Consider the following 18,917-nt stretch of genomic DNA (forward strand, 5'->3'; position numbering starts at 1 on the left):
CTTCTGGCTCATGGATATGGGCGGTTCATATATATAGATAACGCCAGAGTAACTTTTACAACCTGTTTTTTTTAAAAAAAATTCAAAAAAATCTGAATGCCTCATCATGGCTCTGCGATTGCGTCGAAGCAAGCTTCAAACTTCCTTTTCCGCGTGACACCAACGATTCGCCCGCAGGTATTGCGTGTATGTTAAGAGCATATGCTATTGGATGTACAGAGAAACCACAGGAGGAAAACATGCCTAAAAAGATATGGTGGAAGGAAGTCGTTGTGTATCAGATTTATCCGATTAGCTTTCAGGATTCGGATGGAGACGGAAAAGGAGATTTACAGGGTATTCTGTCCAGGCTGGACTATCTGAGTGAACTGGGCATTGATGTCATCTGGATTTGTCCGGTGTACAAATCGCCCAATTATGATAACGGCTACGATATTAGCGATTATTATGCCATTATGGATGAGTTCGGGACGATGGAGGATTTTGATAAACTCCTTCACAAGGCGCATGAACGAGGCATTAAAATTATGATGGATCTGGTCTTAAACCACACATCGGATGAGCATCCGTGGTTTACGGAATCTCGCTCGTCCAAGGATAATCCGAAACGAGACTACTACATATGGCGAACAGGCAAAAATGGCGGATATCCGAACAATTGGGAATCGTATTTTTCCGGTTCTGTGTGGAAATATGACAAGCTTACAGACGAATATTACATGCATCTGTATTCCGAGCATCAGCCGGACCTTAATTGGAACAATGAAGAAATGGTCGCTGAACTGTACCGCATGGTGGAATGGTGGCTGAAAAAGGGAGTCGATGGCTTCCGATTTGACGCCATTGCCCATATTGTCAAAGCGGAAGGGCTGCCGGACGCCGATAATCCCGAGAAACGGACATGGGTACGGGCCTATCAGCTTTTTTCCAATTTGGAACAGGTGCATGTGCTTCTTCGCATGCTGAATGAAAGGGTGCTGGAGCGGTATCCCTTAATGACCGTCGGTGAGACATCAGGCTTGGGCCCTGAACAGGCGCTCGATTATGTGGGGGATCAGCGACATGAGCTGAATATGGTTTTCCAGTTTGAACACATGTTTATAGATGCCCAGGGACAGGGAACAGAAAAGTGGAAACCCAAGCCGTGGACACTGGTAGAGCTTAAAAAAATGATGAGTAGCTGGCAGACGGTGCTTCATCAGGAGGGGTGGAATGCGAATTATCTGAACAACCATGATCAGCCGCGCGCCCTCTCGCGATTCGGGAATGATGGACAGTACCGATTGGAGTCGGCTAAAATGCTGGCAACCTTCATACATATGCTTGAAGGTACGCCGTACATTTATCAGGGCGAGGAGATCGGCATGACGAATATCGCTTACCCGTCGATTGATGATTACCGGGACGTGGAGACATTGAATTATTATGAGCAGCAGCGGAAGCTGGGCGAACCGGAGAAGCAGATTATGGCGGCAATTTGGAGAAAAAGCCGGGATAATGCGCGGACGCCCATGCAGTGGAATGGAGGGCGTGCAGCCGGGTTTACCGATGGAGAGCCGTGGATGAAAATCAACGATAATTACACGCACATCCACGCTGAGGCGGAAAGACATAACCCGTATTCGATTTATCACTATTATCGTAAGCTGATTGCCCTGCGTAAACAACATGAGGTGATCGTTTATGGTGAATATAAGCTGCTGCTGCCGCTGGATAACGAGTTATATGTGTTTACCCGTACGTTGGGCAAGGAGCATCTGCTAGTCATATTGAATTTCTTTGATCGTGAACCGATGTTCCACTGGCCTGAGGAGGAGGGCTATCCTGCCGCCAAAGCGGAGCTGCTTCTGTCCAACTACGAACCATCGCAAGGGGAGAATCTGCATGCTTTGAAGCTGCGCCCTTATGAAGCAAGGGTGTATAAGCTAACCTTAGAATAAGTATATGATCCCCTACCTTCCTTGATCGTAAAGCAAAAAGCCCGATTGACACTGTCTGCTGTACACAGTGTCAATCGGGCTGATTATATTTAGCGATTCGTCCAATTTTCAGTTGCTACTTTAGCGGTAATGCTTAACCTTAAGGTCGTCCAGGCTTTTGAACTCATACCCTTGCTTGCGGGCTTCATCAATAATCGAAGCCAGCGCCTCGGTATTGTCCTTGGATACGGAATGGAGCAGAATGACTGCTCCAGGGTGAAGCTGACGTATAACCTGTTGGTAGGCATAGTCTGCACCCTGCTGGATATTCGTGTCCCAGTCCTTGTAAGCCACAGACCAAAATACGCTCGTATATCCGGCTTCTCGGCAGGAGGCCAATGCCTTTTCGCTAAAAATGCCGCGAGGCGGGCGGACGTATTTCATTTCCTTTTGTCCGGTGAGCTCTGCCGATGCATTTCGTACCCGATCCAGCTCAGACCGGATCTCTGTCGAAGATATGGTACTCATATCAGGATGACTCCATGAATGGTTGCCAATGATATGGCCTTCACTCGCCATGCGGCGCATCAAAGCGGGCTGATCCTTCACAAAATGTCCGGTTACAAAGAAAGCGGCTGGAACCTTTTTGGCCTTTAATACATCCAGCACCTTGGGTGTATATCCATTCTCATAACCGTTGTCGAACGTGAGAAATATTTCTTTTTTGGTAGTATCTCCGAGAAAGATGCCACCCTGTTTTTCAACTAGGTGCATAAATCCCTCTTGTGCGATAGAAGGCAGTTCGCCCCCCTTGCTTTTTTTGAATCCAAAATGATAAGGCTGTTCGTCAACAGTTTGAGCAGCTAGCGCGGATTCACCCGTAACTGCTAACATCCCCATAATCGCAACGCATAGCCACAAGGCAAATATTCGTTTCATTTAACTTCCTCCGCTTCCGTCCCATTTGGGCAAGGTGTGTATGCTTCGGCATATTCCATAGCGTCTGCAATACTACGCCTGTTTATGCAAAAAATGCTCTCAACTTAGGACAACCTCAAAAAACACATATTGACATGAATATTAAATCGAAGTAGTATACTTTATAAAACTTACTAGAATACTCGGATTTAGTGAATTAACGATAAAGGGATGCAAACAGCTCAATGACATCTTACTTTCTTAAAGGAATCGGAAGGAGCTAGAAGTAATGATTGAACTAAAAAATGTATCCAAGACCTATGTTAGAAAAGGGTTAAGCATTGAAGCGCTTAAAAATATAAATATCAAAGTAGATAAAGGCGATATCTTCGGTTTTATCGGTTTCAGCGGCGCAGGTAAAAGTACGCTGATCCGGTTGGTTAACCGTCTGGAGAAGGTCACCAGCGGGGAAGTTCTTGTCGAAGGAGAGCGGTTGAATACCTATTCGACATCAGGGCTTCGGAAGGTAAGGAAGAAGATCGGAATGATTTTTCAGCATTTCAATCTGCTGGAGTCGAAAACGGTGTTCGACAATATTGCGATTCCGTTGGTGCTGCTCAAGCGCAACAAACGGGAGATTGAGCAACGGGTAAAAGAGTTGCTGGAGTTCACAGGCTTGTCTGACAAGGCGAACAGCTATCCGAGTGAGCTTTCTGGTGGTCAGAAGCAGCGTGTTGGTATTGCGCGGGCGTTGGCCAGCAACCCGTCTATCCTGCTCTGTGATGAGGCGACTTCGGCGCTTGATCCGCAGACCACGCAGTCGATTCTGGATTTGCTTCGCAAAATTAATAAGGAATACAAGATCACTATTCTGATCATTACGCATGAGATGTCAGTCATTCAGCGGATTTGCAACAAGGTAGCTGTGATGGAAAAGGGTGAAATCATCGAGCAGGGCAATGTGCTGGAGGTATTCGGACAGCCGCAGCACCAGACGACGCAAAGCTTTGTGCGCACGGTTATTCATGATACGGTGCCGGATAGTGTGCTGCAATCGTTCGAGCAGCAAGAAGCACATCGGATGTACAAGCTGGAATTTATCGGACAGGCTGCTTCCGAGCCAGTGGTTCATGAATTGATTCGGCAGCATGAGGTCTATGTGAACATTTTGTTTGCCAATATGACGGAAATACAAGAGACGACCATTGGCTATATGACGATCCAACTGCGCGGCGAGGAGCATGCCGTCCAGCAGGCTGTTGGTTTTATCAAGAGCAAAGGGGTCAACATTCAGGAGGTGAAGGCCATATGATGATTACGGGAACCTCTATAACCTGGGATCAACTGTGGGAGGCTTTGTGTCAATCCTTGCTCATGGTCAGCATCTCGTTGTTCATTGGCGCATTGATCGGTATACCTATCGGTATTTTGCTGGTCATTACCCGTCCGGGCGGGATTTTGGAGAGCAAATGGTTTTACGGCATTTTTAATCCGATCATTAATATTGTTCGTTCCTTACCGTTTATCATATTGCTGGTAGCGATCATTCCGTTGACGCGTCTGATTGTGAATACATCGATTGGGACGAGCGCGGCGATTGTTCCGTTGATTTTCTATATTGCGCCATATATCGGCAGACTGGTCGAAAATTCGCTGCTGGAGGTGAATCCCGGCATATTGGAGGCCGCAGACGCGATGGGAGCGACCCCTTTTCAGGTCATTCGTTACTTCTTGCTCCCCGAAGCATTCAGTTCCCTGATTCTGTCGTTAACGACAGCTGCAATCGGCTTGATTGGAGCCACTGCCATGGCAGGCGCGGTCGGTGGCGGCGGGATTGGCGACCTGGCGATATCGTACGGTTATCAGCGGTTCGATACGGTCGTTACGCTCACTACCGTCGTGATTCTTGTCGTATTTGTGCAAGTTGTTCAGTCCTTGGGTAACCTATTGTCCCGTAAAGTGCGCAGGGGTTGAAGTGTTCCGACAGCCTCTTTTCTACTATGATCTGCTATTCGCCGATACAACTTCTCTTACTCTAGCATATTCATATAGCATATCTCTTCACAGTTTAGATCGACTCAAGGGATGGTTCTATATCCGAAGGAAACAAAGGAGTCGCAATGGAGAGATTGAAAGGAAAATCACGTATTTTTAGGAGGTAATTGCTTTGGGAAGAAAGAGACGAAGCGGCTTTAAAAATAAAAGAATTTCGGTAGACGTCAGACAATCTTCTTCAGCTCAGTCTGGACAAGGTGGCAACCCCATCTCTATTAATGCTTCTGATGTCGGGGTCGTAAGAACAGATATTCAAAATAAGTAATCCGGTTAAGAAATCTATGCAGCCAACGCGTGCCAATACTCCATCGACACGCGTTGTTTGAGTTTAGCCTGAGTTAGTAATCATCATTCAAATACATTCCGTCCATTAATCTCTTGTACTCTGCATCAGTTTCACGGGACGCAAATAATCGGGAATGCTCATAAAGCCCAATATAATTAATGATACAGGATTTATTATCGACCTCAAAGGCTTTTTCCATACCGTCGATCAGATATTGAAAACCAACGTCAAATGCCCCTCTGCTTAAATAATAGTGTGCCAGCTCATACAGAAAAAGAACATATAAATCTGGCGTGATCTTGTGCGTATACGTAACAATATCTTTTTCCCGCACAATAAAGGCTGCAATGTCTGTGTCGAACTTTTTAAGAAAATAGTCTACCTTGATATCCTGTTGATTAGCGACTCTAACGATTTTAAACAGTCCCGGCATCAGCCCGGTTGGTGAAGCTTCAATGCATTTAACATAATCCAAAATAGCGCTTGCATCCCCGGTTAGCATTTTATATAAAAATAGACTGGACCGGGCCCATGCTTTACATTTGTTCAGCCAGTATTGTGTTTCCTCATCCGTCTCCTTCACCCAGCTTAGATCAGCATACGCGTACGTATACTGTAGTGCTTGCTTGTAGTTTCCTTGGGCCTCACAAATGTTCGCACGAAGATAGTTAGAATAGGCCATATAAAAGAACATGGGTCTTTGTGGCTTTTTGAGTGGTTCCTGATTAACTTTATTGGGCTGGTGCATAAGAAGGTATTGAATATTAGCCTCATCATCCATATCCTGCGCCAGGTCTTTGGCTAAATCCCATAATTTCCTATGTATATATGCATTCGTCAGTTCTCTTAATGCGTCGAGTCGGTCGATGTCATCAAGCTGATCCAAAAGTGGAAAAACCCGGTTAGCAGCGTAGACGTTTTGTTCTTTATCGGGCCCCAGCCCAAGAATAAACAAGCGATACTGGCACAAGGCCAGTCGTTCTGAACGTCGGCCGTACTATTCAACTCTAAATAGCTGATTTGCTGAATGCAATCCAGCTTGTTCAGTTCTTCACATCGGTATAAAAAAGGTTTAATATTGCGCCAATGGGGGACAGCCTCGACCCAATATTCCTCGATGTAATGCCCATAAAAATGGCCTGGATTCAGTCGCATACCGTATGTAACCCGATCCAGCTGCTCTACAGAGAAGGGCATTTTTTTGCCCAGAATAGCATGGACTGTCTCCGCTTCTACATCCGCCATTTCGCAAAATTGCGTTATGCTCAGGTCTTCTCCTGCCATAAATTGCTCCAGCTCTGTGCGTATCGTGGTTGTATGTTCCAAATGAACCACCCCTTTCACAATCCGGATGCTAAATCAGCGATTATCTGAACATATTATATCACCGTCTTGGGAATGTTTGTATGTAGAAAAGAGAGTGTCTATTCAACCCGCTTCGCAGGCGTTGCCTTTAGCACGGCGTAGCCGTAGGGTGTAAGCTCAGCGCGGAAGCCCTTCGCTCCTGCGGACCACTGGCTTTTGCCAAAAGCCAATTCCCATTCCTGCTCGGGACTGTCCAGCTCAAACACGTGGCTTTTACCGGAACGGTTAAGCAGCACGAGCAGCACCTCTTCCTCGCTGCGGCGTTCATAGGCGAGTGATCCGCCTTCCGGCTGTGCCTCCAGGAAAGTGAGGCTTCCCGCAGCACGCAGCGCCGGATGCCCCTTGCGCAGCGCAATCAGCTCGCGGTAAAAGTCGAACAGCTCGCGGTCCTGCTTGTCGGGGTCCCACTCCATGCACTTGCGGCAGCCTGGATCGGCATCTCCATCCAGACCGATTTCATCACCGTAATAGATGCAGGGCGCACCTATGTACGTGAACTGGAACAGAGCGGCCAGCCGCATCAGCCGCTGGTCATCGCCACACAGCGTCAGGAGGCGCGGCGTGTCGTGGCTATCTAGCAGATTGAAGGCCACTTCAGCGGCCTGCTGCGGATAGCGAGCCAACTGCCGTCCGATAGCAAAAGCGAAGCTTTGGGCATCGGACTCTTTTTTGACGAAAAAATCATTCACCGCATAAGTGAACGGATAATTCATCGTCGCATCGAACTGGTCGCCCTGTAGCCATTCAGACGATTCATTCCACATTTCACCCAAAATGTACGCATCCGGGTTAGCTTGCTTGACCGTGGTGCGGAACTCCCGCCAAAAGGCGTGATCCACCTCATCTGCCACATCCAGCCGCCACCCGTCGATGCCGCTCTCTTCGATCCAATATTTTGCCACCTTCAGCAGATACTCCTTCACCTCAGGATGCTCGGTGTTCAGCTTGGGCATCATCGGCTCCAGCCCGAAGGTATCGTAGGTCGGTGTATCATCCACCACTTTCAGTGGGAAGCTATGTACGTGGAACCAGTCCTTGTGAGGCGAGGCTTCGCCTTTTTCCAGTACGTCCACGAACGGCTTAAAGGTACGTCCCGAATGGTTGAACACTGCATCAAGCAGTACCCGGATTCCCCGGTCGTGGCAGGCATCCACCAGTTTTTTTAACATCTCCTTGTCCCCAAAATGCGGGTCCACCTCCATATAATCCTCGGTATCGTATTTATGATTGGTCGTCGCCTTGAACACAGGCGTCATATACAGGGCGTTAATCCCCAGCTCGTTCAGGTGGTCCAGATGATCTATGATCCCCTGTAGATCGCCACCAAAAAAATTGTCGGTTCGCGGCTTGTCCCCCCATGTCTCCGTACCTTCCGGGCTAATAGAGGGGTCACCGTTCGCAAAGCGTTCCGGGAAAATCTGATAAAAAACCGCATCCTTCACCCATGCAGGCGGCTTGAGAATATCGATTGGATTCAAAAACGGGTATTGGAACAGGCCGTCTGCATTTTGCGGTTCTTGGGTGGTAAAATCGTTCTCGTTCATCCATAATTGTTCTGCTTCGTCTTCCAACAAAAATCCATATTTCAGTCGGCGGTGAGTGGGCTTTACGGTACATTGGTAGTAATCAAATCTGCCGTCGGTGGCAAATTTGGACATCGGAATGAGCTGTCGGGTGCGATCCCAGTCGTATTTGTCCCCGGTGAGAGCGTGCACAGCGGTTAGGTCATTTTTTTTCACACGAAGCCGTAAAAATAGGGTTGCATCATCATAACCAAAAGCCCAATTGCGCTTCGGATGGTGGTATATCGCTTCCAGCAGCATATGGCATTCCTCCTAATTAACGAGCCGTAGAATTTGAAATCATATAGTATATGTCGTATAAGGTAGTTATTAACCTTTTTACGCGGGTTATGTACCAACAATGCTATAATGCCCATTACATAAAAGAAAAACGATAAGTAGGTGTGTGCCAATGAAAACAAATGTGTTATATATCGAGGACGATCAGGATATCGGTGCTTGGATGCATCAGTATTTAGAAGAGCGGAATTACGCTGTGGTGTGGCTGCGCAGCGGAGATGGAGCTGTGGAAGTATCCCGTACATCCCAGCTTGTGATTCTGGATGTGATGCTACCCGGTCTGGATGGATTTACGATTGGAAAACGGCTCAAGAAGGAGCGGCCGGAGCTTCCGATTCTTATGCTGTCCGCCCGAACCTCCATTGACGATAAGCTGCAAGGGCTGGATTTTGCCGACGATTATGTGACGAAGCCCTTTCATCCGGACGAGCTGATTGCACGTATGGAGGTTTTGCTGCGTCGTTCAGGTACGGTGCCCGAAGAATCCTTGCAGTTGGGACATCTGACAGTGTACCCTCCCGATAACCGTATTGTGAACCGTGATACCGGGGAAGAAATTACGCTGACAGGCAAGCAATATCATATTTTTGCTTATTTGCTGCGGCATTTGGGCCAGATTATGACGAAGGAGCAAATGTATGAAGCCGTGTGGGGCGATCCATATATCGACGGGGACAAAACCCTAATGGTCCACATCCGGCATCTGCGCGAAAAGCTGGAGGCTGATCCTGCCACTCCCCGCATCATTGAGACGATCCGTGGTGTAGGCTATCGGGTGAAGGCATAATGAACGGGCTGCGAAAGGGAGTACGTTTCCGAAATTCACTGTTGTTCCGCTATCTGATCATTATTGTGGTTGCCATGACGCTATTGCCGAGTATGCTGCCTGCTATGTTAATTGTAAGTAGTGTCTTGTCTGATTGGGGTACGGATATGAAGCCCTCCAATCCACATTATCTCTCCAGGGTTCAGACCGAAGATAGCTGGCATCGTGAGGCCGTAGCCTTAAAAGGAGCCACCCCGGAGCAAATTTCAACCCATTTACGCAAAATACAGGGAGATTCTTTTCCCGATTCGCAGATATTTTGGGTAGATGCAGCGGGAAAAACAAGGCTGGAGTTCCCCGCACAGCCTGACGTTCCAAAGCAATGGGATGCGGCACAGACTGTTGTATTTATGAAGCAAGCCATGAATTCAGACTTATTTACTGTAGTCGCGTCTATTGGCGGTGGGAAGAAGAACGCCGATCAGGGCTATATGGTATTAAAAATTCCCCGTTCGTTCTTTGATCAGCAGCGTACGGACAATAGCATGATGCTGTACTACCTCTTTTTTATTTTACTGATACTTGCAGCTTTTATATTCGTATCCCTCCTGTTTTTTGGAGGCATTCGGCGCAGACTGGTGCGGCTTCAGGCAGCTATGTCGCAACGGGGAGAGGATGGATTGCCCATTTTCGTCAGCACCGGACGCCCGGATGAAATCGGCAAGCTGGAGGACGCGTTCAATCAGATGGTTGAGCAACTGGCCGAGAGCCGGGGACGTGAGCGCCAAGAGGAAGAACTGCGGAAAAGGCTGGTCGCTGATCTGTCACACGATATTCGTACGCCGCTTACGGTCGTACGCAGCCACCTGTACACATTGGACGACGAAAACCTGAGTGACAGGGGAAAACAGTCTATTTCATTGATGGAAAACAAGCTAAAAGACCTCGGAAGTCTGATCGACAACCTGCTTGCCTATAATCTTCTCTCCAGCGGCAAATACACGTTGAATAACGAACCGCGTGATATCCTGCGGCTGATACGGGAGTGTGCGGCCAGTTGGTACCCGGTTTGGGAAAAGGAAGGCTTTGAGGTGGATATCGACTTGCCTGAGCATAGTATCGTGTGGAAGGTCGATGAGCAGGGCTTCCGCCGTTTGCTGGACAATCTCTTTCAAAATGTAGTTCGCCACGCCGCCTCAGGCCAATATATCGGTATCCATATAGAGGAGCATAACGGGAAAGAGGCGTTAGTCATTGCGGATAAAGGACCGGGAATGGAGCAGCAATCCAGTGGAAAAGGAGCCGGGATTGGCTTGGCGATTACTGAATTGCTGGCCCGTGAAATGAATCTGGAGAGGGCCATTGTCAGTTCATCCTTCGGGACCCAAATCCGTTTTTTAAACAAAACTTAAACTAAGAGTTCCCTTGGTCTTAAACTTGGCACGTTACGATAGGTGTCGAGGTGAGAAACTTGAACGAATACATTATTGAAACGAGCAGTCTCAGCAAATTATACAAAGGACGTCCTGCGGTTAACCAGCTGGATCTGAAAATAGGGCGTGAAGATATTTACAGCTTTCTCGGCCCGAATGGAGCGGGGAAAACGACAACCATCCGTATGCTGCTCGGACTCATTCGCCCGACTCGGGGAACGATTCGCATATTCGGTAAGGATATCCGCAAACATAAGTTGGATATTTTGCGTAAAGTAGGCTCACTGGTCGAATACCCCTCGTATTACGGTCATTTGAACGCAGTGGAAAATCTGGAGGCCATTCGTCGCATTTTAAATGTGCCCAAGGAGAACATTGCGAACGTGCTGGAGGTCGTTCGACTGACCAAGCATGCCAAGCGCCCGGTCAAGGGCTACTCGCTGGGTATGAAGCAACGGCTTGGTATCGCCGCCGCGCTGCTAGGCAATCCGGAATTGCTTATTTTGGACGAGCCTACCAATGGTTTGGACCCGGAGGGCATTCAGGAAATGCGTGCATTGATTCAGGCGATGCCCAAGGAACGAGGAATCACCGTGCTGGTATCCAGCCATCTGCTGAGCGAGGTGGAGCATATGGCGAATACGGTGGGAATTATCCGCGAAGGAGAACTGGTTTTCCAGAATACGATTCACAATCTCCGTCAGGAATCCGCAGGGGGGATTCGTATTGTGACGTCGGACCCGGAAACAGCCCAGCTCATTGCACGTGAGCAGGGTTATCATTCGGTGAGGGACGGGGCTGCTCTGAATTTTGAAAGCATGAATGATGCGGCTGTAGCGCTGCTGGTCAGAAGGCTGGTCGAAAATACGCATGCTATATACCGGGTAGAGGAACGTCGCAAATCCCTGGAGGATATGTTCATGCAGGTCGTCGGCAAAGGAGGGACTTCCCTATGATGCTGCGGGCGCTGACTGCGGATCTGCTCAAAGCGCGCAGCAAGGGGATCTGGTTTCTGGTGTTCCTTGGACCCCTTGGGCTGGTGGCGATGCAGGCGCTGAATTTCGGGCTTCGTTATGATTATCTGATTCCGCGCAGCAAGGGTCATCTGTGGGAAGCCTTGATGGATAACATCGCTGTTTTTGTTCCCCTTGCGCTGGTGTTAGGGGCCACGATGGTCGCTTCCATGCTGGCGAATGTGGAGCATTCGTCCAACTCCTGGAAGCAGCTATTGGCCTTGCCGATCTCCAGATTCAGCGTCTATATGGCCAAGCTGACGCTGGCTATCGGGATGCTGTGTGTATCCTGCCTGCTCCTTACCGTTGGAACGTGGGGACTGGGCATGATACTTGGCTTCGGGGGAGAGCCTGCTCCGATAGGAGAATTGCTGCGGCTCGGGTTCTGGCCCTTGGGAGGTACACTGCCCATTCTCGTACTGCTGTTGTGGCTAACGGTCACGTTTCATAATCAGGCGCTGCCTGTAACACTGGGCATTACGCTAGGCATTGGCAGTTTGTTTGCATCACAACTGTCTGAATGGTTTCCCCTAGCTTGGCCGCAATTCGCATGGGTTGCACCTCAAGCGTGGATATTTGCGTCCATTGGCTGCGGAACGGGTGCGCTTCTCAGTCTGCTGACGGCGGCTCATTTTAGCAGAAAGGATGTGGCGTAATGCTCGGAGGATATGTACGACTGCTTTCTGTCGAACGTTTGAAAATAGCCAAGTCGCCCGTCTGGTTGCTTGCGCTCGTCAGCCCGGCGATTGCCGTTCTGTTCGGACTACTGTCGACTCCCGGAGGGAATTGGCTTGCCTTGTTATCTACTATGCTCACATTGCATGCGCTGCTATTTCTGCCGATGCTAACCGCCGTATTTGCATCTATGGTCTGCCGATTCGAGCATGGAGGCGGCGGCTGGAAGCAACTGCTGTCGTTGCCACTGTCCCGCACCAGTCTCTACGCAGCCAAGCTGACGATGATTATGGTTTTGGTGGGGCTGACTCAGCTAGTGTTCGGGGGAGCGCTGCTGGGTGTCGGAGCTGTGCAGGACATGAACGGGCCGATTCCTTGGTCAATTATTTCCCAAAGTCTGCTCGCAGGCTGGGTAGCCTGTCTGCCGCTGGCTGCGTTACAGCTGATGGTGTCTTTCCTGTGGTCCAGCTTTGCCGCGCCGCTCGCTTTGAACTTTGTTTTCACAGTGCCCAATATTCTGGTCGCCAACTCACAGACCTACGGTCCGTACTATCCGTGGGTACAGCCTGTGCTGGCGATGATGCCTGCCGGAAGAGACAGCTTCGGGGCTTTCATCGTACCAGCCGATACGCTGATTATGGTTGTCCTGGGTAGCTTTGTTGTGTTTGGGATTGCGGGCCTGACGGTATTCCGTCGTAAAGAAATATAAGACGGAATATGAGGATTCAGCTTCTAGCTCGGGAAGTTATTCTAAATGCGGCATAGGTCATCAGGGCATAAATAATACCGTACATCGCCCATGTGTCCAAGTTGGCTTTAAAGGTGGCTATATTTGTTGTGATAAACAGGAGGGGAAGTAAAAGAGCTACACTTACACCTGGCAGAACCCTCGAATGAAGAATTGCACACATAATTCCCAATATAATGGCGATTAGAGGGCATACGAGCAGAGTGGGAACAAGGGGGTTCAGTTGGTGAAAAACTAAATAAATCATAAATACACCTCGCCTTGAAGGAGTATGGCAGCTTCATAGCTAATTTGTGCCCAAAAAACGAACTATTTCTTTATCGGAATGATAGCTCAAGGGAATGACAGCCTCCTCGGAACCTGTCTCTAAACTGTAGCGTCGTATTTCTCTGACTCGGTCCAAAGGTTTTTTCTTAACAAAGTCATATAATATATCAATTGAATTTCCAGAAATATGTGTACCTGATATATATCCTCTTTCAGTCTCCTTTTTTTGAATAAAATCTTTACTCTGTTTTAATTGAATTTTTTTAACGTTTTGTAAGGAATCATCCCAAACCATAATTTTATTATTATTTGATATGACATACAAATTTCCGTCATGTATTGCAGTATCATACAAGGAAAATGATTCGTTAGAGATAGAAATTTCTTTATCTAGGGTACCATTTAAGGGATTTACAATTTGCATAACAGGCCGATCCTGAATACCCGGACGATTTCCATCCAGCATGACGATTAAACGATTATGAAACCATTGAAGGGACGATCCGTTATTTTGCCCCACTGGATAATATGCTTGTTCCTGAGACTTATGATTTGGGATAGAATAATTATGAAGCAAGCTATTTGTGTTTAGATCAATTACATAAATACCAACGTTTTCTCCATTCCCGTCTATGTATAGTACATAAGCCTTACTATCTTTTTCTACCACAGATTGGAAATATCCTGGTAACATTATGTGATGAAGTGTCGAATTGCCGGTCTTTGAATATACCAACTCATTAGCATATACCTTTGGCGAATATTGTGGATTATTACCCACATTCATTGAGAAAAATAGATATTCTCCACTACTTTTGACAAAAGAGGTGCCGATTGCTCTGTCCTGTTCATACTTTGAGGGACCAAAAAAAGAGTGAAGTATACCTAATTTATCCAGAACATAATGCCGATTTTGTCGCTCAGAGGTGATATAGTAGTTGCCAGACAATTTGGTAGAATAATAGAGGGCACGGCCATTTTCTAGTTTCTGCACACCTATAATATCTCCAGTCGGGCTGTAGCTTACAAGATCAGCACCTTCCTTCATTGCGTCAGAGTAGATGGCCACAAAGCCTTTTTCAGCGGTATTCAGTTTTATATTTTTTGAGAGAGCACTCATAGATGGATTAGAATTTTGAGATGATTTTTTTTCTGTATTTTTATTAATAATAAAAAGGGTTAAAAGTAGACCGATTATGCATGCCATAACAATGACGATCCAAACCACCTGTTTCTTTGTTAGCAATGTCTTTACCCCCATGAGAATTTTGATATCAATATAAAAAATGATTCCAGTTAGCAGAATCACGTGCTTCAACTAACTGGAATTTTAAGTGTTATAGTTGATTACTATGACTAATTACTATAATATATACTCGTATTGCCTGATTTTGCAATTTCCAATGGAGTTACAATAGGATCGATAGTGACATAATCGACATCAATTCCTTGAGTTTTCCACGCTTTCCATACTAATTGTGAGCAATAAAATTTATCTTCAGACCACGGATTAACAAAATTCCAATTGTAAGGTTTACCTATTTTCGTATAGGCATAGCTGGCAGCCCCTGTATAATTACTGCTACTAGCACCTTTAACATGCATAGCATAAATATTGGAACGACTACCCCAATCGTTTGTATGATACTGTACTCCATCTGCGGGGAATGATTCTATTGTGTAGCCGTTGGTATTAGATACGATCCCTGCATGTCCAGGGTAACCAAAATCAATTCCCCAAGAGCTTGCATTAAAGGCTACTAAAATATCTCCGTAGGAACCCAATTTGGTAGCGTTCGGCGAAATAGCTGTGTTCCGTTCGTCAGATTTATCTCCTTGCAACGCGATGGTTTGCTGGTCTTCGAGTGCTTTTTCTTTTAATTTTCCACTATTGATATACTTAATTTCTTCCATATTATGCTTTTCAACCATTTCAATATCTTGGTCAGACATTCCTGCACCCTTCATTTCCTGGTAAACATCAGTGGAAATGGATGAATTCACTTCTTCAGCACTGACTTGAATAGTAGGGAGTGCCAAAACACTGATTACAACACTTAAAGATATAATTGTTTTAAATAATTTGTTCATATTACCTCAGCCTCCATCGTTAATAAATTAGATAAAACAATACACTACATACATAGATACATGGTTTTCAGTTTTTCGTTTGAATCAAAGTCAGAATTCACCTCCACATGTAAAAGTGGTCATCCAGCCCTTTGATATTTTTATAAAAGACCATGGTAAAAGTAAGCTTATGTAATGTTATAAAAAGAAACAAAGGGAAGAAGTGACAGCCTTAGTATATTGAATCAGGTAAACGCACTTCGTCAGAGGTATTACCTGAATACAACCATTCTATTTTCGGAAGAAGATTAGGTCTTAAAACCCTTTATTTCTTGTATCCTTTTTTATTCATTATCTGGTATCATAATATACATATTTAACAATAAAATTCTTTAAAATGGTCTAAATGGATTCGTTTTAGGTATGAACGACATCTTTATGTCAGGTTATTTTTTTAAAAGAGCTGTTTGTAATCAATCATTAAAATCTGTCGGGAGTTTTGAAAGGGGATGTTACTTTGCTGAAGGTCGCTATTTGTGATGATGAAGTGGAGCAACAAAATCATGTGAAAAAGCTATTCTTGAAAATGGACCAAGAATTTCATATTTCTTGTTTTTCCTCTGGCGAGGAGTTATTAGCATATTATCAAGAAAGTGAAAATGATCCTTTTCATGTTCTTATTTTGGATATTGAGATGATAGGTATGAATGGCCTTGAGACAGCAAGAAGGGTACGTGCAATTCCAGATTATGATGTTCAGATTATTTTTTTAACAAGTTACCCTGAGTATGTGATGGACAGCTTTGATGTTCAGACATTTCAATATTTGCTCAAATCTGTTTCCTACGAAATTTTTGAACAAAAAATCATTAAATTATCAAAATATATTCTTTCTTTAAAGAAGCGTTTTCTGGTCATTAAAGTAGATTGTCAAGAGATTGTATTGAAATATACCGATATTATATCTGTAGAAATGCATGGTGGATCTATGAGTCGTCGGAAACTGGAAATTACAACCGTATGCGACAAATTCCTCATGAGGGGGATTCTGTCCGATTATGCAAAAAGACTGGGGCATTATCAATTTTTACAGGTTCATCGTTCTATCCTTGTTAATATGGAGCATATTAACAAATTCTCTAGCCATTCCGTTTTTATGTCGAATGGTACAGAATTCCCTATAGGTCGGTCCAAATTAAAGTCGGTTAAGAACACTTATACCAAATATATGATTGGTGAATTTAAGGTAAATGGGTGATTTAATGATATACAAGTTTCTTGTGTGAGATATTGTTTTGAAGTTAATGTAGCAAGTACATACATGAAGGTAATCAGCGGATGATGGGAAGTTATTTAATTCGTTTTATGGGAGGAGGCTCACTGAACGATTGCAGAATATGTGAACAGGCTGCTGGTATTGTCAGTTTCTTTTATAATAACACTTATATTTATTATGTTTAAAAAAAACATTAAACGCGGAGGTAATTCTAAGGTACACGGAGGATACTATTTAATAATAGTACTTGTTATACTAATCAGTACACTCATTATAAACACGTTATTTCTTTATTGCAGTACAAATATTTTTTGTGTAATCTCTGTTATTGGACTATTGATCGTTAATTTGTTGGTTTTTTATCTGTTTTTCAATATGATTGAAAAGTTTAGACTGGCTGAAGTGATTGTGCAATTGCTAAGACAAATGGAATATCAGGATACAACTTATGATAAAACAACTAATTCTTTTAAGGACATCAAGCGGGTTATACATGATACCAATAAGCATCTCTTGTTTATAGATCGATGTATTGAGGAGGGGAGGTTGCATGAGGCCTCAGGATATATCCATCTGACTCTGGACAAGATAGACATTTCGTATCTGAGAGTAAATACTGGAAACCTGGTCATCGATGCGTTGGTAAGTAATATATTGAATATTGCACAGGATAACGGAGTACGCGTCAAATACAAGTTTAATCTTCTTGATAAAAACCTGAAAATCGAAAGATATGATCTCTGTGTCTTGTTAGGAAACATACTGGACAATGCAGTTGAAGCAGCGATATTATCAGGCCAGACAGATGATAAGTATGTGGAAATTAATATATTTTCTAATGAGTACACGCTATTTATGAATGTTATTAACACGATGAAGGATTTCACATGTAGTTTTCGTACGAAAAAACAAGAGCCTGATTTTCACGGAAACGGATTAGCTAACATTCGAAGGGTTACGGAGAAATACGATGGAAATATACGTATTGAGGCTATGAACCACAGATTCAATATCATGGTCTCTCTACAGCTTTTAGAATGAATATAGTGTATTGGATAAGTGGATTTTTTTGAAGTATACATCGCGCCGGATTGATAAAATATGATAATACATCTCAATCCGGCGTATGACACATTTTATACCAAGCCCGGCAGGGCACGGATATTGTCGCTGATGAGGCGGCAGGAGGCGTCGAACCTGGCTTGCTCTTCCGGGCTTAGCTCCAACTCGATGACCTCCTGAATTCCTTTACTGCCGATGATCGCTGGAACGCCTGTGCAGACATCTGTATGTCCGTACTCGCCGTCTAATACGGCCGAAACTGCTATAATTTTACCGTCATCATTTAAAATGGACCGGGTAATATACGCCAGCGCATTAGCAATGCCGAAATAAGTAGCTCCTTTGCGGGTGAAAATCTCCCAGCCTGCATCCTTCGTTTTGCGGGCAATATCATCCAGATCGACGTGGCTGAACCGCTCCTGATGCTGACGCAGGATGTGCAGGATTGGCTTGCCGCCAATGGTAACGTGTGACCATGCAACGAATTGGGAATCGCCGTGCTCGCCAAGAGCATACCCCTGTACGCTGCGCGGATCTATGGAAAACACCTCGGAAAGCAGCGTCTTAAGCCGGGACGAGTCAATGGAGGTGCCCGTGCCGATCACCTTGTTGCGTGGCAGACCGGATATGCTTTGTACGAGATAGGTCACAATATCGACAGGATTAGCCGCAATGACGAAAATGCCGTCAAAGCCGCTCTCCATAATCGCCGTTACAATTTCGCGCGTAATGATCACCGCATCATCCAGTACGGACAGACGATCTTGACCTGGTTTGGGGTTAGCTCCAGCCGTAATAATGACAACGTCCATATCCGTGCAATCTGCAAATGTTCCTGCATGTACCTTGGTACGTGTGGACGTAAAATCCATACAGTGGGATAGGTCCAGCGCATGGGCCAAAGCCCGATCATATGTGCGGTCAATCATCATAATTTCATCACAAATGGACTGATTGACCATTGAGTAGGCACAGCTCGAACCGACCATACCCGCGCCGACAATAGCTACCTTCCTTGCCTTCCCCTTCATTTATGTTTCCTCCTCGTTCCAGCGAACGTTAATATGCTATAAATTATGTCTAAAAACCATTTTACGTTACATAACATAACATATTGCTGAGCTTTTGGAAATATCCATTGTTTTACCTTCATTCCGAAAAATATAAAAACAACGATGACCAGAGGCACAAATATATGCTGA

At 45.4% G+C, this 18,917-nt stretch carries 18 protein-coding genes; 11 read left to right on the forward strand and 7 right to left on the reverse strand.

What is annotated here, in order from left to right; translation table 11 throughout:
- Positions 1–239 precede the first annotated feature (239 nt).
- The gene (locus tag ACIFO6_RS14400) at positions 240–1,940 is read left to right on the forward strand and encodes a glycoside hydrolase family 13 protein (RefSeq protein WP_430041327.1); all 1,701 of its coding nucleotides are present in this window, start codon (positions 240–242) and stop codon (positions 1,938–1,940) included.
- 120 nt (positions 1,941–2,060) lie between these two features.
- On the opposite strand, the gene pdaA is transcribed toward ACIFO6_RS14400, so the two are convergent.
- The gene (pdaA, locus tag ACIFO6_RS14405) at positions 2,061–2,858 is read right to left on the reverse strand and encodes a delta-lactam-biosynthetic de-N-acetylase (RefSeq protein ID WP_430041328.1); all 798 of its coding nucleotides are present in this window, start codon (positions 2,856–2,858) and stop codon (positions 2,061–2,063) included.
- A gap of 268 nt (positions 2,859–3,126) precedes the next feature.
- On the opposite strand from pdaA, the gene ACIFO6_RS14410 reads away from it, so the two are divergent.
- From ACIFO6_RS14410 to ACIFO6_RS14420, 3 genes are all read left to right on the forward strand, one after another.
- The gene (locus ACIFO6_RS14410; protein WP_430041330.1) at positions 3,127–4,149 is read left to right on the forward strand and encodes a methionine ABC transporter ATP-binding protein; all 1,023 of its coding nucleotides are present in this window, start codon (positions 3,127–3,129) and stop codon (positions 4,147–4,149) included.
- Positions 4,146–4,811, forward strand: a complete 666-nt coding sequence (locus ACIFO6_RS14415) for a methionine ABC transporter permease (protein WP_430041331.1) — start codon at positions 4,146–4,148, stop codon at positions 4,809–4,811. The genes ACIFO6_RS14410 and ACIFO6_RS14415 overlap by 4 nt, the downstream gene beginning before the upstream one ends.
- A gap of 193 nt (positions 4,812–5,004) precedes the next feature.
- Positions 5,005–5,157 (forward strand): hypothetical protein, encoded by a 153-nt coding sequence (locus tag ACIFO6_RS14420; RefSeq protein WP_430041332.1) that lies wholly within the window; start codon positions 5,005–5,007, stop codon positions 5,155–5,157.
- A 73-nt stretch (positions 5,158–5,230) separates the two neighbouring features.
- Here ACIFO6_RS14420 and ACIFO6_RS14425 read toward each other — a convergent pair whose 3' ends face one another.
- The 3 genes from ACIFO6_RS14425 to ACIFO6_RS14435 form a co-directional block, all read right to left on the reverse strand.
- On the reverse strand, positions 5,231–6,064 hold the full coding sequence (locus ACIFO6_RS14425) for a hypothetical protein (RefSeq protein ID WP_430041333.1): 834 nt from the start codon (positions 6,062–6,064) through the stop codon (positions 5,231–5,233).
- Positions 6,025–6,504, reverse strand: coding sequence for a hypothetical protein (locus ACIFO6_RS14430; RefSeq protein WP_430041334.1), 480 nt, complete (start codon positions 6,502–6,504; stop codon positions 6,025–6,027). Before ACIFO6_RS14430 ends, ACIFO6_RS14425 begins: the two co-directional genes overlap by 40 nt.
- Before the next feature lie 98 nt (positions 6,505–6,602).
- On the reverse strand, positions 6,603–8,366 hold the full coding sequence (locus tag ACIFO6_RS14435; RefSeq protein ID WP_430041335.1) for an alpha-glycosidase: 1,764 nt from the start codon (positions 8,364–8,366) through the stop codon (positions 6,603–6,605).
- Positions 8,367–8,517: 151 nt separating this feature from the next.
- Between ACIFO6_RS14435 and ACIFO6_RS14440 the strand changes: the two genes are divergently transcribed.
- From ACIFO6_RS14440 to ACIFO6_RS14460, 5 genes are read left to right on the forward strand one after another with little or no spacing between them, the layout of a single operon-like run.
- Entirely contained in the window at positions 8,518–9,192 is a 675-nt protein-coding gene (locus ACIFO6_RS14440) for a response regulator transcription factor (protein ID WP_430041336.1), read from the forward strand.
- Positions 9,192–10,583, forward strand: coding sequence for a sensor histidine kinase (locus tag ACIFO6_RS14445; RefSeq protein WP_430041337.1), 1,392 nt, complete (start codon positions 9,192–9,194; stop codon positions 10,581–10,583). Before ACIFO6_RS14440 ends, ACIFO6_RS14445 begins: the two co-directional genes overlap by 1 nt.
- A gap of 59 nt (positions 10,584–10,642) precedes the next feature.
- The gene (locus ACIFO6_RS14450) at positions 10,643–11,560 is read left to right on the forward strand and encodes an ABC transporter ATP-binding protein (RefSeq protein ID WP_430041338.1); all 918 of its coding nucleotides are present in this window, start codon (positions 10,643–10,645) and stop codon (positions 11,558–11,560) included.
- Positions 11,557–12,273 carry an ABC transporter permease gene (locus ACIFO6_RS14455; protein ID WP_430041339.1) on the forward strand — a complete coding sequence of 239 codons (717 nt, stop codon included), beginning with the start codon at positions 11,557–11,559 and terminating at the stop codon, positions 12,271–12,273. The genes ACIFO6_RS14450 and ACIFO6_RS14455 overlap by 4 nt, the downstream gene beginning before the upstream one ends.
- Positions 12,273–13,001 carry an ABC transporter permease gene (locus ACIFO6_RS14460; protein ID WP_430041340.1) on the forward strand — a complete coding sequence of 243 codons (729 nt, stop codon included), beginning with the start codon at positions 12,273–12,275 and terminating at the stop codon, positions 12,999–13,001. Before ACIFO6_RS14455 ends, ACIFO6_RS14460 begins: the two co-directional genes overlap by 1 nt.
- Before the next feature lie 325 nt (positions 13,002–13,326).
- Here the strand turns inward: ACIFO6_RS14460 and ACIFO6_RS14465 are convergent, their stop codons facing one another.
- A complete protein-coding gene (locus tag ACIFO6_RS14465) occupies positions 13,327–14,514 on the reverse strand; it encodes a hypothetical protein (protein ID WP_430041341.1) in 1,188 nt (395 codons plus the stop codon).
- A 149-nt stretch (positions 14,515–14,663) separates the two neighbouring features.
- Positions 14,664–15,398, reverse strand: a complete 735-nt coding sequence (locus tag ACIFO6_RS14470) for a YiiX/YebB-like N1pC/P60 family cysteine hydrolase (RefSeq protein ID WP_430041342.1) — start codon at positions 15,396–15,398, stop codon at positions 14,664–14,666.
- 496 nt (positions 15,399–15,894) lie between these two features.
- Here ACIFO6_RS14470 and ACIFO6_RS14475 point away from each other — a divergent pair, with 496 nt between their 5' ends.
- Together ACIFO6_RS14475 and ACIFO6_RS14480 are read left to right on the forward strand one after the other, a co-directional pair.
- A complete protein-coding gene (locus tag ACIFO6_RS14475; RefSeq protein WP_430041343.1) occupies positions 15,895–16,635 on the forward strand; it encodes a LytR/AlgR family response regulator transcription factor in 741 nt (246 codons plus the stop codon).
- A 444-nt stretch (positions 16,636–17,079) separates the two neighbouring features.
- Complete coding sequence (locus tag ACIFO6_RS14480) at positions 17,080–17,694, forward strand: sensor histidine kinase (RefSeq protein WP_430041345.1); 615 nt, start codon at positions 17,080–17,082, stop codon at positions 17,692–17,694.
- A gap of 95 nt (positions 17,695–17,789) precedes the next feature.
- Here the strand turns inward: ACIFO6_RS14480 and ACIFO6_RS14485 are convergent, their stop codons facing one another.
- A complete protein-coding gene (locus ACIFO6_RS14485) occupies positions 17,790–18,746 on the reverse strand; it encodes an L-lactate dehydrogenase (RefSeq protein WP_430041346.1) in 957 nt (318 codons plus the stop codon).
- Positions 18,747–18,917: the final 171 nt, after the last annotated feature.

This window comes from Paenibacillus sp. NRS-1781 (assembly GCF_050467745.1).
Taxonomy (GTDB): Bacteria; Bacillota; Bacilli; order Paenibacillales; family Paenibacillaceae; genus Paenibacillus; species Paenibacillus terrae_A.